This is a genomic window from Kineococcus endophyticus (assembly GCF_040796495.1).
GTDB classification, from domain to species: domain Bacteria; phylum Actinomycetota; class Actinomycetes; order Actinomycetales; family Kineococcaceae; genus Kineococcus; species Kineococcus endophyticus.
This window is the reverse complement of record NZ_JBFNQN010000016.1, coordinates 81410-96085: the sequence shown is the minus strand read 5'-3', so window position 1 is coordinate 96085 and position 14676 is coordinate 81410. Positions and strand designations below refer to the sequence as shown.

Annotated in this window: 3 protein-coding genes and 2 pseudogenes; all 5 read left to right on the top strand. The window is 76.8% G+C overall.

Annotated elements, in window-relative coordinates:
- Positions 1-89: 89 nt before the first annotated feature.
- The gene (locus AB1207_RS21005) at positions 90-1100 is read left to right on the top strand and encodes an ABC transporter substrate-binding protein (protein ID WP_367640497.1); all 1011 of its coding nucleotides are present in this window, start codon (positions 90-92) and stop codon (positions 1098-1100) included.
- Positions 1097-4246, top strand: a complete 3150-nt coding sequence (locus AB1207_RS21000) for an AMP-binding protein (protein ID WP_367640495.1) — start codon at positions 1097-1099, stop codon at positions 4244-4246. The genes AB1207_RS21005 and AB1207_RS21000 overlap by 4 nt, the downstream gene beginning before the upstream one ends.
- Complete coding sequence (locus AB1207_RS20995) at positions 4243-11895, top strand: condensation domain-containing protein (protein WP_367640494.1); 7653 nt, start codon at positions 4243-4245, stop codon at positions 11893-11895. The genes AB1207_RS21000 and AB1207_RS20995 overlap by 4 nt, the downstream gene beginning before the upstream one ends.
- Positions 11892-13232, top strand: a pseudogene (locus tag AB1207_RS24520) (condensation domain-containing protein); the annotation flags it as partial. The gene AB1207_RS20995 and the pseudogene AB1207_RS24520, both read left to right, overlap by 4 nt.
- Positions 13206-14675, top strand: a pseudogene (locus tag AB1207_RS24515) (amino acid adenylation domain-containing protein); the annotation flags it as partial. The pseudogenes AB1207_RS24520 and AB1207_RS24515, both read left to right, overlap by 27 nt.
- Between the last annotated feature and the right edge of the window lies 1 nt (position 14676).

The following is a 14676-nucleotide window of genomic DNA, read 5'->3' as shown; positions in this document are numbered from 1 at the left end:
TGACCGCACCCCTGCTCCCGACCACCCCCCGACCCCGCGCGGAAAACACACTTCCCGCCCTCTGGGAACGGTCCCGAGGGGCGGAAAGTGTGTCCTCCGCGCGGGCAGGGGGGCGGCGGGCGTCGCGGCGGGGGGTCCTCGGCGCGGCGCTCGGGGCGTCGGTGCTGCTGGCCGTCACCGCGTGCGGGGGGACCGACCGCGCGACGGCGGGCGGGACGGCGTCCGCCGCGACGACCCGGTCGGTCGACACCGCGTTCGGCGCCGTGGAGATCCCGGCCGAACCCCGCCGTGTCATCGCGCTCGAGGGGGCCGTCGGTCCCCTCCTCGGGGCCGGCATCACTCCGCTGGCCACGGCCGACGGCGACTACGAGGACGCGTTCCTGCCGCAGGAGTACGAGAAGGTCTCCGACCTGCCGATCGTCCTCGGGGCCGACGGCTGGGACTACGAGAAGATCTCCTCCCTCGAACCCGACCTCATGATCGGTTTCGTCCGGGGCGGCACGCAGGAGGAGTTGTCCGCCGAGGCCACGGCGACGTGGGAGAAGCTCAACGCCATCGCCCCCACCGTCCTCGTGCGGTCCGACGGGTCGGCGCGCACGAAGGACGCGACGCTGGAGATGTCGCACGTCCTCGGCGACGGGGACGACGCCGACGCGGCGAAGGCCAGGTACGAGAGCAAGGCCGCGCAGATCCGTGCCGACTACGCCGACGTGCTGTCGGGCAACGTCTTCGCGCCCCTCGACTTCTACGAGGAGGTCACCGTCTACTCGCCGATCTCCTGGCCGGGGGACACGGTCGTGGACGCGGGCGGCACCCTCACCTCCGTCTCGCGGGACATCACCGACGAGAACGCCGCGTTCCTGTCCGCCGAGCAGCTCGGCACCGTGACCGACGCGACCGCCGTCCTGTACGAGCAGAGCCTCGCCGAGGAACCCGGAGTCGGGGCGGCGGAGATGATGGCCCTGCCGACCTGGCAGGAACTCCCCGCCGTCCGCGCCGGGCACGCCTACGGCCTGCGCTACTTCTTCGCCGACCGCTACGAGACCGGGCTGGTCGCGTTGCAGGACTTCGAGAAGGCCTTGGCGGCGATCCGGGGATGACCGGCCGGACCCTCCCGCCCCTGACCGAGGCGCAGCGCGGTGTCGTCCACGCCCAGCTCGTGGCCGACGACCCCGCGCTGTTCACGGTCGGGGAACTCGTGCACCTCACCGTGCCCGCGTCCGCACCGGCGCTGGACCCGGCCGGGGTCGCGGCCGCCGTGGCGCAGGCCGTCCGCGAGACGGGGCTCCACGCCGTGCGGGTGTCGGTCGACGGTGACGTGTCGGTCGACGGTGACGTGGCGCGCGGGGAGGACGGGGTCGTCCCCGGCGTCGGCGTCACCCCGGTCGACGACGTCGCGGCGGCGCGGGCGTGGTCGGCCGACCGGATCGCCCGCGGTCTGCCGCTGGGACCTGACCCGCTGCACGAGCAGCACCTGCTCGTCGTCGGCCCCCGCCACGTCGCGTGGTTCACGGGCTGGCACCACGTCCTCGTCGACGGCTGGGGGGTCGGGCTCGTCGTCCGCCGCGTCGCGGAACTCCTCGCCGCCGGTCGTGGTGGGGCGCCCACCCCGGCGCCGTGGTTCACCCCGGTCGCGGACGTCGTCGCGGCCGAGCGGGAGTACCGCGCGTCCGCCGCGTTCGCGCGCGACCGTGCGTTCTGGGCCGGACGGACGGGTTCCGAGGGCGCCGCCCGTGGGTTCGGCGTCCCCACCGCCACGCGCGTCCCGGGACGGGGAACCGTCCGGTCCGGGCGGTTCACCTTCACCGGGCCGGACCTCGACGGCGCCGCCGACCGGTTCGGCGCCACCTGGGCCGAACTCGCCGCGGCGGCGCACCTCGTCGTGCTGTCCCGGCTGGGCGGGACGGACCACGCGGGGGACGTCGTCCTCGGTATCCCGCTCATGAACCGCACCGGCTCCTCGGCCGCGCTGTGCCCCACGACGGTCGTCAACGTCGTCCCGCTCGCGTTCCGCGTCGACCCCGTCGCCACCGCGGCCGACCTCGTCGGCGGCGTCGTCGACGGGTTGCGCGGACTCCGCCGGCACGGTCGGTTCCGCGGCGAGGAACTGGCCCGCACGACGGGTCGCGTGCACCACGACCGCCCCCTCGTCGGGACCGAGCTGAACCTCAAGACGTTCGACCACCCCGACACCGCCGGCGACGTGACGATCTTCGTCGAGAACCTCGGGGAGGGACCGGTCGACGACCTGTCGATCTCCCTCGTCCGAACCCGCGACGGACGGCTGGACTGGCGCGCCGAGGTCCCCGCCGGGCTCCTGACGAGCGGGCAGGTCGACGCCGTCCTCGCCGAGTTCAGCGCGGTCCTGCGGTCCCTGTGCGCCGCCGACCCGCGGACCGCGGTGGCCGCGCTCGCCGGCGCCGCCCCCGCCGGGCTCACCACGCCCCCCGTGGCGGTCCTCGGCGCCGTCGACCTGTTGCGGGACAGCGCCACCCGGTTCCCCGGCCGCACCGCGCTCGTCGACGGCGCGACGCGCTGGACGGTCACCGACCTCGCCCGTGAGGTCGCCGAGACCGCGGGGTGGCTGGTCCAGGTCTGCCCGCCCGCCGCACCCGTCGCGCTCGACCTGCCCCGCGGTGCCGGAGCCGTCGCCGTTCACCTGGCCTGCCTCGTCGCCGGCCGGACGGCCGTCCCCCTCGACACCACCTGGCCCGCCGCCCGCCGCGACGACCTCGTGCGGCGCCTCGGGCCGGACGCGCTGCGGCTCACTCCGGGAACCGTGGGCCGACGAACCGGCACCCGGCTGGGCGAACTGCCCGTTCCGGCGCCGGGGACTCCCGCCCACGTCGTCCACACGTCCGGGTCCACGGGCGAACCCAAGGCGGTCGTCGTCACCCACGGCGCCTTCGCCGCGTTCCTGGCCCACCACCGCGCCACGACGTTCGCCCCCGGCCGCGGGGTCCCGGCCGACCGCGGGCTGCGGGTGGCGCAGACGTTGCCGCTGACGTTCGACGGGTCCTGGGACACGTTGCAGGCCGTGCTGTCCGGGCACGAGGTCCACCTCCTGCCGCGCGCGGTGGTGCGGGACCCCGCCGCGACGGTCGAGGCCGTCCGCGCGCACGGCCTGGAGTTCGTCGACACGACTCCCACGGTCGCGGCCGCGCTGCTCGAGGCGGGACTGCTCACCCGCCCGCACCCGGTCCGGGTCCTCACGGTGGGCGGCGAGGCCTGCCCGCCCGTGCTGTGGCAGCGGCTGCGCGCCGAACCCGGGCTCGTCGTCCGGAACCTCTACGGCCCGACCGAGTCCACGGTCGACGCCGTCGGCCTCGACGGCGAGGACGACGCCGTCGGCGGAACCCCGATCGGGCGGCCGGTGCACGGCACGACGGCCCGGGTCCTCGACGCGCACCTGCGTCCCGTGCCCCAAGGGTTCCCGGGCGAACTCCACCTCGCCGGCCCGCAGCTCGCCCTCGGCTACCGCGGGGCGGGCGGTCTCACGGCCGCCCGGTTCGTCGCCGACCCGTACGGGCCGCCCGGCAGCCGGATGTACCGCACCGGCGACCTCGTCGCGCTGCGGGCCGACGGGATGCTCGACTACCTCGGCCGCGCCGACCGGCAGCTCAAGGTGCGCGGGTACCGGGTGGAACCCGCTGAGGTCGAGACGGCGCTGCTGCGCCTCGACGGCGTTCGCCAAGCCGCTGTCGTGGAACGGTCCGGGCGCCTCGTCGCGTACGTCACCGGCCCGCGCGACGGCGACGGGGAGGGCCTGCGGGCCGCGGCCGCCGACGTCCTGCCCGAGCACCTCGTCCCCGCGGCCGTCGTCGTCCTGGACACCCTGCCGCGCACCGCGACCGGCAAGCTGGACCCGACCGCGCTCCCGGCCCCCGCCGCGGGTGGCGTGCCGGAGGGGCGGAGGCCGCAGGGACCGGCCGAGACCGCCTGGGCGCACTCCCTGGCCGACGCCCTCGGCCTGCCGGTCGCCGACGTCGGGGCCGGCAGCGACTTCTTCGCGCTCGGCGGGGACTCCATCACCGCGATCCGCGCCGTCGCCGGGTTCCGCGCTCGGGGTTTCGCCGGCTCCGTCAGCACCGTCTTCGCCCGCCGCACCGTCGAGGCCGTCGCCGCGGCCGCGACCCCCGTCGTCGTCGGCGTGCCCGCCCCTGCGGTGCCGCAGTTCGACGCCACCCAGATCTCGCGGGTCCAGGACCTCCTCACCCGCCGCCGCACCGGAGGACGCCGCGCATGACCAGCCCGACCGGACCCCTCGTCTGGCCGACGACGCCGTTGCAGCGCGGGCTCCTCGCCCTCGCCGAGACGCGGCCCGACGACCCGTACACGGGCCAGGCCGTCGTGCGGATCCGCGGTTCCCTGCCCGCCGGCGCCCTGCGCCGGGCCGTCGAGGGCCTCGTCGCCGACGAACCCCAGCTGCACGCCGGGTTCGTCGTCGCCGACGAGCTCGAGGCCGTGCAGTTCGTCGAACCCGGGACGACGCCCCGGTTCCGCACGGTGGTGCTCGACGACCCGGCGAACCTCGCCGCCGACCTCGCCAGGACTCGGGCCGCCGACCTCGCCGCCGGGTTCGCGCTCGACGCCCCGCCGCTCGTGCGGTGGACGCACCTCGAGGCCGGCGAGGAGTCCGCCCTCGTCGTCACGGCCCACCACACCGTGCTCGACGCGTGGTCGATGCCGTTGCTGGCCGGGGAGGTCGCGCGCCGGCTCACCGCCGAGGTGCCGGGACCGCACGACGTGCCCGCCGCCCCCGGGGCCCGCTACGACGACCACCTCGGCTGGCTGGCCGCGCAGGACAGCAGTGCCGCCGAGGAGTTCTGGGTCCGGCACCTCGGACACCTCACCGGAACCCCGGGAACTCCGGCGCCCTCGCCGCGGGGTGCACGGCGGCGGCTGCGCGCCACCGTCCGCCCGTCACGGGGCGAGGCGTGGGACGGCCTCACCGCGGCCGACCGCGCGCGGACCTGCTGGGGCCTGGCCCTCGACGCCGTGACCGGCTCCACCGGAACGCCGTTCGCCGTGCCCGTCTCGGGCCGCGACCCGCAGGTCGCCGGGGTCCAGACCGCGATCGGGTTGTTCACCGACTCCGTGCTCGTCGCCGACCCCACCACCCCGGCCAGCACCCTGCTGGACGTCACACGCGCCGGCGCCGACCGCTGGCGGGCGTCCCTGCCGCACCACCACGTCGGGACGAGCGGGATCCTCCGCGCCCTGCGCAGCCCGGAACTCGCCACCAGCCTCCTGGCCGTCGAGACGCCGGAACCCCCGCGCGCCTGGCGGGTCGGCCCGGCGACGCTGCAGCTCGAGGACGTCGAGGACGACACGCACTACCCGTTCGCCCTCACCGTGCGGCCCGGCGCGGACGGGTGGGAACTCCTCCTGGACCACACCGGCCCGGGAACCACGGCCCGGCGCCTCCTGCACGCCGTCGCGGCGTTCCTGGTCGCCGAGCCGCACGTCACCGTCGCCGCCGTACCGGTGCTCGACGCTGCCGATGACGACGCGCTGCAGCGCAACGGGATCGGCCCCGCGGTGGAGTCGGCGGTACCGCCCCTGCTGCCGCAGCGGTGGGCCGAGGTCGCCGCGCGCTGCGCCGACCGGGACCTGCTCGTCACGGCAGGACCCGGGGGCGAGACGTCGCGGCAGACCGGCGCCGACCTCGCCAGAGCGGTCGACGCGCTGCGGGCCGACGTGCTCGCCGCGCTGCCCGCGGGACCCGGCCGTCGCCGCACCGTCGCCGTCTCGGTGCCGCGGGGGAACCGCACCGTCGAGGCCGTCCTCGCCGTCCTGACAGCGGGGGCCGCTGTCCTCGTCCTCGACCCGGCCCTGCCCGCGGTCCGGCGAGCAGACGTCCTCGCCGGGGCGGGGGCGCTCGCCCTCGTGACGGCCGACGCGGTCGTCCCGCTGCACGACGGACCGCGGGGGGCGGTGGCCGTCGTGCCCGGACCCGACGACGTCGCCGCGGTTGTCCTCACCTCCGGGTCGACGGGAACCCCGAAACCCGTCGCCGTCCCGCACCGCGCGCTGGCGCACCTGTGCGCCCGGCAGCTCACCGGCCTGCACCCCGCCCACCCCGTCCAGGTCGCGCACACCGCCGCGTTCCACTTCGACGCGCAGTGGGACGCCCTGCTCGCGCTGTTCGGCGGGCACACCGTGCACGTCCTGGCCGAGGACCTGTTCCTCGACCCGTTCGCCCTGGCGCAGCACGTCCGCGACCACGCGATCGCCTACCTCGACCTCACCCCGACCGTCTGGTCCGCGCTGCTCGCCGCGGACGCGTTCACGGAACTGCCCGCCGTCTGCGTCGTCGGCGGGGAGGCGTTCGGCCCGGACCTGTGGACCCGGATGCGCGACCTCGCGGCCCGCACGGGGTCCCGGGTCCTCAACCTCTACGGCCCCACCGAGGCCACGGTCGACGCCTTCGCGGCGGACGTGCGCGACGCGGACGTCCCCGTCGTCGGAACCCCTGTCGGGGTGACGGGGGCGGTCGTCCTCGACGCGTGGCTGCGGCTCGTCCCGCCGGGGACGGACGGGGAGCTGTACCTGGCCGGGGAGCAACTGGCCCACGGCTACCGGGGCCTGCCCGCGCGGACCGCCGAACGGTTCGTGGCGAACCCCTTCCCGCACGTCCCGGGGGACCGGCTGTACCGCACGGGCGACCGGGCGCGCTGGGACGAGGACGGTCGCCTGCACGTGGCCGGCCGCACCGACGACCAGATCTCGCTGCACGGTCTGCGGATCGAACCGGGTGAGGTCGAGCACGCGCTGGCAGCGCACCCGGGGGTTTCGCGCGCCGTCGTCCTGGCACCGCAGGTGGGTCGTGGGCGCCGGCTCGTGGCCTGGGTCGTGCCCGCGGGTGCGCACCCCGACCCGGCGGCTCTGCGCGCGTGGTGCGCCGAGCGGTTGCCCGCCCACCTCGTCCCGCGCGACGTCCTCGTCGTCGACGACCTCCCGCTCACCCGGAACGGGAAGCTGGACCGGGCGGCCCTGCCCCTGCCCGGGGCGGTCCCCGCGGGGCCGACCTCCGCGTCCGGTGGTGAGGGGGTCGTGGCGCGGGTCGTGGCGGAGGCGTTCACCGAGGTCCTCGGCGTTCCGGCCGTCGGCGCGCACGACGACTTCTTCGCCCTCGGCGGCGACAGCATCTCGGCCGTCCGGGTGGCAGCGCGGCTGCGCGCGGCCGGTTGGTCGCTGCGCCCGGCCGACGTCCTCGTCGCCCGCACGCCCGCGGCCGTCGCGGCTCACGCGGTGCCCGAGACCGCCGACCCTGTGGCGACCGGCCCGTCCACCAGCCCGGAGGTTCCCGACCTCGTGCCGCTCGACCCCGCAGTCCGGGCCGAGCTGGCCACCCACGTGCGCGACGCCGTGACCGGTTCGCCCGCGCTGCAGGCGGTCTGGCCCCTCACCCCGACGCAGCTCGGCGTCCACGTCGACGGGCGGCGGGCCGCACGCGACCCCTACCGCACGACGGTGTTGCTGCGCCTGCACGACCCCGCCGGCCGCGTCGACGAGACCGCCGTGCGACGTGCTGTCGCGGGGTTGTTCGCGCGACACCCGGCGCTGCGCACCGGCGTGTGGCAGGGGCCGCTGCACGAACCCGTCGCCTTCGTCGTGGAGCGGGTCGAGTTTCCCCTGGACGTCGTCCGGGTGCCCGGCCCCGTCGGGGACGACCTGCTGGACCGGGTGCAGCGCACCGAGCTCGACCGTCCGGTGGATCCCGCCGCGGCCCGGCTGGCCGGGGCCACCTGGATCGCCGGCGAGAACTCCCCCACGTCGTTCCTCGTGCTCTCCCTGCACCACCTCCTGGCTGACGGCTGGTCGCTGCCCGTCCTCGCCGACGAACTCCGCCGGGACCTCGACGGCGAGGACCTGGCGGCCGAGACGGGGGGTTTCCCCGACCACCTGCGCACCGTCGCCGCCCTCGACCGGGACGCCCTCGCGCAGTCCTGGCGGTCCGAGCTCGCCGGCGCGGAACCCACCCTCCTCGGCGGGGGACGCTCCGCCGACACCGACCGGGTCGTCCGCCGACAGCGGACCCTGACCGCGGAGCGGACGGCCGCCCTGCGCTCCGGGGCGCGGGACCGGGGCGCGAGCGTCGCCGCCGTGGCGCAGGCCGCGTGGGCGCACGTCCTCGCCGCCCGCACCGGGCGCCGCGACGTCTGCTGGGCGCTGACGTCCGCCGGCCGTGGCGCCGACGTCCCCGCCACGGCCGTGGGCATGTTCGTCACCACCCGTGTCCTGCGCGCCGGCACGGCGTCCGCGACCCTCGTGCGCGACGTCGCCGACGCGACGGCCCGCACCGAGGAGGCCGCCGTCCTCGGGCTCGGGGGTGTCGAGCGGGCCACGGGGCGGCTGGCCGACACCCTCGTGGTCGTCGAGAACTACCCGGTGGCTCCGACCCAGGGGGACGGTCTCGCCGTCACCCTCGTGGAGGGCCGCGACGCGACGACGTTCCCCGTCACCGCCACGCTGTTCCCCGGGCCGGGCGACCTCCGGTTCGAACTGGAGGTCGACCCGGAACTCCTCGGCGGCGACGCCGGTGCCGAACTGCTCGACGCGTGGGTCAGCGCCGTGGAGGCGCTGGCGGCCGGACGGGTCCCCGACCTCGCCCTGACGCAGGTCGTCCCGACGGGCGACGCCCCCGGGCCGGAGCACCCGGTGAGTCGCGACGACGGCGCCGACCCCGACCTCGCCCGCCGGGTCGCCGAGGTCGTCGCGCAGGTGCTCGGCGCGGCGGCGGGGCTGGACGACGACTTCTTCGCGGCCGGCGGGGACAGCATCTCCGCCGTCCACCTCGTGGGGGCGCTGCGGGCGGCGTCGATCGTGGTCGGCATCGCCGACGTGTTCGCCGCGCGGACACCCCGCGCGCTCGCCGCGCTGGCCCGCGCGGTCGAAACCTCCGCCGGTCCGCGCGACGGGGTTCCGGTCCCGACGCCCGCGCTGGCCTGGTTCGCGGGCCTGGGCCGCGCCGCCGACGTCGCCGCGCTCCGGGGTTTCCAGCAGCTCCGCGTCGTCGACCTCCCCGCGGGAACGGGCGTGGCGGACCTCGCCGCCGCGGCCACGGAACTCCTGGCCCGGCACGAGGCCCTGCGCCTGCGGACCGAGCCGGACCTGCGGGTCACCGCGCCCCGCCCGGCCGTGGTCGCGGCCGCCCCGGTCGCGGAACTCGACACCGCCCTCGCCGCAGCGGCGGCCACGATCGACCACACCACCGGCGACCTCGTCCGCTGGGTCGTCACCGACCCGGGCGGCCCGACGCCGCGGCTGGCCGTCGCGGCCCACCACGTCGCCGTCGACCCCGTGTCCTGGGCCGTGCTGCTCGACGAGCTCCGCGTCCTGCTCGAGGGCGGGACCCTGCCGCCCGCCCCGTCGTTCACCGCCTGGACGCACGCCCAGCAGCGGGCCGTCGACGTCGCACGGGACCACCGCGCTCACTGGCAGCGGGAACTGCGTCCGTGCCGCCCGCTGGTGGAGGTTCCCGCGGACCTCGGCACCGCAGGGGACGCCACCACCCGCGAGGTCGTCCTCGACCCGCTGCGCAGCAGGCGGTTCCTCGACCTCGTCGCCCGCGGGTGGCGACCCGACGCGGTGCTCCTCGCGGCGCTCACCAGCGCGCGCGCCGACGACCTCCTCGTGGAGCTGGAGGGCCACGGCCGGCCCACGGCGCTGCCCGCCGACGACCCGCGGGAGACCGCGGACGCGTCCGCCGTCGGGTGGTTCACCGCCACCTGGCCGGTGCGACTTCCCGGCCGGGACCCGTCGAGGTCCCTGGCCGACCACGTCGCCGCCACCGCGCGGGCCGTCCTGTCCTCGGCCGCACTCGGCCCCGACGCCGGGGTGCTGCAGCACCTCGACCCTGCGTCGGCGGACCTGGCCACGGCGGTCGCGGCGAACCCCGCCCAGGTGCTCGTGAACTGGCTCGGCCGCGAGGTCCCCGCCGGGCCGGAGCACCACCCGTGGCGGACGAGTGCGGACGCCGCCGCCCTGGAGGACCGGCTGGGCCTGCACGCGGGACTGCCCGTCTCGCACGCGTGGGAACTCAACGCCTGGGCCACCACCCGGGACTTCGAACCCGCCGTCGTGGCGCGCTGGCAGGTCGCGGCGCCGCTGCGGCACCGCGCCGGGGACGTCCTCGACCGCTGGCTGGCCGACCTCGAAACCCTCCTCGACGTCGTCCTCGACACGGGGACCAACCCCCCGTCGGCCGTCCACGACGCCGTCGGGCTCGGGACCGGCGAGCTGTCCCGGCTCGCCGCCGACGTCCCTGCCCTGCAGGCCGTCTGGCCCCTCACCCCCGTGCAGCGGGGGATGGTCTTCCACGCCGGTGACGGCCCGGACCGCTACACCTCGCACGTCGAACTCCGCCTCGGGGGCGGTCTCGACGCCGACCGGTTGCGGACCGCGCTGGCCGAGACCGTCGCTGCGCACCCGCAACTGCGGTGCCGGGTCGCGGACACCACGTCGGGCCCGGTGCTCGTCAGCGTCGCCGCCGTCGACGTGCCGTGGTCCGTCCACGACGTCCCGGGTGGTGCGGACGCCGGCCTCGACGCCCACCGCCGCGCCGACCTGGCCGAGCCCTACGACCTGCGCACCGGACCCCTGCTGCGGGCCCGGCTGGTGAGCACAGCACCGGACGAGCACGTCCTGCTGCTGGGGTCGCACCACCTGCTCCTGGACGGCTGGTCGGTCCCCGCCCTCGTCGACGAACTGCTGGGCCGGTACGCGGGGACGTGGCGAGCAGCCGCCGAGGACGTCGTCCGCGGCGCGTTCGCCACGGCGGTCGCGCGCCGGGCGGCGAACCCCGGGTCCTTGCCGCGGTGGCGGAACCTGCTCACCCCCGTCGCCGCAGACCTCGTCCCGCTGCTGCCGCCTGGGTTCGACGACGGCGAACCCGTCGCCGTGGCGACCGCGGACCTGCCCCCCCGTGCCCTCACGTCGGCGGCGCGGGCCTGCGGGGCGACCCCGGCCGCCGTCCTGGCCGCCGCCTGGTCGATCGTGCTGTCCGCGCTCAGCGGTCGTAAGACCGTGTCGCCGGGGGTCGTCGTCTCCGGCCGCGACGCCGGCTCGCAGGACGTCCTCGGCATGTTCGTCGACACCGTGCCGCTCGTCGCGCGCTGCCGGGGACGCGTCGAGGACCTCGTGCGCGACCTCGCCGGTCAGACGCTGCACGCGGGGGCCCAGGCGCCCGTCGGCCTCGCGGCACTGGCCGGCGCCCTCGGGCGCGCCCCGTGGACGGACACCCTCCTCGTCGTCGAGAACTACCCCGGTGGCGGGACCGAGCGCGCCGCGACCGCCGCCGGCCTCGACCTGCGCGACGTCACCGGCCGCGACGGCACGCACTACGCGCTGACCCTCACGCTGGAGGACACGAGGGAGGACACCGGGGACACGGGGGCGCTGCGGCTGGAGCACCACCCGCGGCTGCTGTCCGCGGCCGAGGCGGTCGACGTGCTGTCCGCCGTCGCCGACGTCGTGGTCCGTGCCGCCGACCCGGCCGCCGAGGTGGCGGACGTCCTGCCCCGCAGTCGGTTCGCCGCCGTCGCCGCCCGTTGGGACGCCCTGCGCGACGCCAGCACCGGAACCGGGCCGGTCGAGCAGGTGCAGGCCGTGTTCGCCGAGCTGTTCGGCCGGACCGTCGACGAGGACGAGGACTTCTTCGCCCTCGGCGGCGACAGCGTCCTCGCGATGTCCCTCGTGAGCGGGTTGCGGACGCGCGGCTGGTCGGTCCGTCCGTCGGCCGTGTTCACCGCCCCGTCCCCTGCGGCGCTCGCGGCCCTCGCCGCCCCGCTGGCTCCTCCGCCCACAACCGTCCCCCCGGCCGCCCCGCTCGTCGACCTCGACGCGGGGGCAACCGCCGCCCTCGACCGCCTGCTGAGGAACCTCGGATGACCACCACCAGTCCCCCCGCCACGACAACCGCCACGACAGCCGCCGTGGAGGTGCTCCCGCTCTCGCCCCTGCAGGCGGGATTGCTGTTCCACTCCGTCGCCGGCGACGGGACGCTGGACGTCTACTCGATGCAGTCGACGTACCGGTTCGTCCCCGGCACCGACCTCGGCGTGCTGCGATCGGCGTGTGCTGCCCTGCTGGAACGGCACGGCGCCCTGCGCGCCGGGTTCTCGGCGGCGCTGCTCGACCGGCCCGTGCAGTTCGTGCCCGCGCAGGTCGCGCTGCCGTGGCGCGCCGTGCGGTCGGACCCGGCCGACGCCGCGGCGGCGCAGGCGGAACTGTCCGCCCTGCAGCGGCAGGAGCGCGAGCGGCGGTTCGACGTCGACCGGCCGCCCCTGGTCCGCTTCGTCGGTCTCGACCTCGGGACGCACGGCGTGCACCTCCTCGTCACCAACCACCACCTCGTCCTCGACGGCTGGTCCGACGCCCTGCTCGTCGTCGAACTCCTGCGGCACGTCCGCGCCGGCGGCCGGGACACCACGCTGCCGCCCGCGCCGCAGTTCCGGGAGTTCCTCGGCTGGCTCGCGGGCCGGGACGCCGCGGCCGACCGTGCCGCGTGGCGAGGGGCGCTCGGCGGGCTCACCGCGGGCACGACGGTCGCCGAACCCTCCGCGGTGCGCCAGCAGGTGCTGCCCGACGTCGTCGAACGCGACCTGCCCGGTGACCTGACCGACCGGTTGCTGGCCACGGCCCGCGGCGCGGCCGTCTCCGTGAGCACCGTGTGCTCGACGGTCTGGGCCCTCGTCCTGCGCTCCCTCACGGGGTCCGACGACGTCGTGTTCGGCCAGACCGTCTCGGGCCGACCGCCGGAACTGCCCGGTGTCGACGAGACGGTCGGGTTGTTCCTCAACACGGTCCCGCACCGCGTGCGGCTCGACCCCGCGCTCGACGTCACGTCGCTGCTGCGACGGGTCCACCGCGAGTCCGGCGCCCTCGTCGAGCACCACCACGTGGGCCTGGGCGACGTGCAGCGCGACGCCGGGCTCGGACCGCTGTTCGACACGCTCTACGTCATGCGGAACACCCCGGAGGACGACGCCGCGTTCGCCGAGCTCGCGGCCGCGACGGGGCTGGCCGACGTCGAGGGCGGGGACGCCACGCACTACCCGTTGACGTTCGTCGTGCACCCCGGGGAGCCGTACCGGTTCATCCTGTCCCACGCCCCGGACGTGTTCCCTGCGGCGGCGGCCGAGGGGCTCCTGGACCGCGCCGTCGGCGTGCTGGGCGCCCTCACCGAGGACCCGCACCGGCTGCTCGGAACCGTCGCGACGCTGGACCCGGCGGTCGCCGGGGAACTCGTCGCGTCCTGGACCGGGGACCACCGCGACCTGCCCGCGGACTCCCTCACCGCGCGCCTGGCGCGGACCGCGGCCCGGTTCCCCGACCGGACGGCACTCGTCGACGACGACGTCGCGCTGGACTTCGGGCGGCTCTGGGCCGCGGTCACCGTCCAGGCGCAGGAGCTGCAGCGCACCGGGGTCCGACCAGGCGACCGGGTCGGGATCGACCTGCCCCGGGGGGCGGGGACCGTCGTCGCCCTCCTCGCCGTGCTCGCCGCCGGGGCCGCGTACGTCCCCGTGGACCCTACCCACCCGGCCGACCGCCGGGCCCGGGTCCTGCACCGCGCCGGGGTCGTCACGACCCTGGACCCGACGACCGTGCTGCCGCTGCCCGGTCCGGGCACCCGCAGTTCCGTGACGGCCGGGGAACTGCACCCGGCGTACCGGCACGACGACCTCGCCTACGTCATGTTCACGTCCGGTTCCACGGGTGAGCCCAAGGGCGTTCAGGTGGAGCAGCGCGGCCTGGTGAACATGGCCGAGAACCACCGCCGACGGATCTTCGAGCCCGCGGGCGCTGCGCCCGGTGCGGAACCCTGGCGCGTGGCGCACGCCATCTCGTTCGCCTTCGACATGTCGTGGGAGGAACTGCTCTGGCTGCTCGACGGCCACGAGGTCCACCTGCTGTCCGAGGAGGTGCGCCGCGACCCCGCCCTCATGGCCGCTCTCGTCGACGAACACCGCGTGGACGTCCTCAACGTCACGCCGTCGGTGGCCTCGGCGCTGCTGGCGGCGGGGTTGCTGGACGCCGGGCGTCACCGGCCCCGGCTCGTGCTGCTGGGTGGGGAGGCCGTCGGCCCGGACGTGTGGAACGCGTTGCGGGACGCCCCCGGGACGGAGGGGTACAACCTGTACGGCCCCACCGAGTACACGATCAACACGCTCGGCGGCGGCACCGCCGAGAGCGCCACCCCGACCGTCGGCCGGCCCGTCGACGGCACCGACGTCCGCGTCCTCGACACGTCGCTGCGGCCGGTGCCCGACGGGGTTCCCGGGGAACTGTGGATCGCCGGTGCCGGGCTGGCCCGCGGGTACCACGACGCCCCCGCCCTGACCGCCGAACGGTTCGTCGCGGACCCGTGGGGACCGCCCGGCCGGCGCATGTACCGCACCGGTGACGTCGTCTCCCGCCGCCCCGACGGGAGCTTCGACTTCCACGGCCGCAGCGACACCCAGGTCAAGGTCCGCGGGTTCCGCGTCGAACCCGGGGAGGTCGCCGCGGCCGTGGCCCGCGACGTGCTCGTCGCCCGGGCCGCCGTCGTGGTGCGCCCGGCGCCGGGCGGGAACCCCCTCCTCGTCGGGTACGTCGTCGCCGCCGCGCCGGACCTCAGCGATCGGTTGGGCGAGGTCACCGAGCGGCTGCGCCGGGACCTGCCCGAGC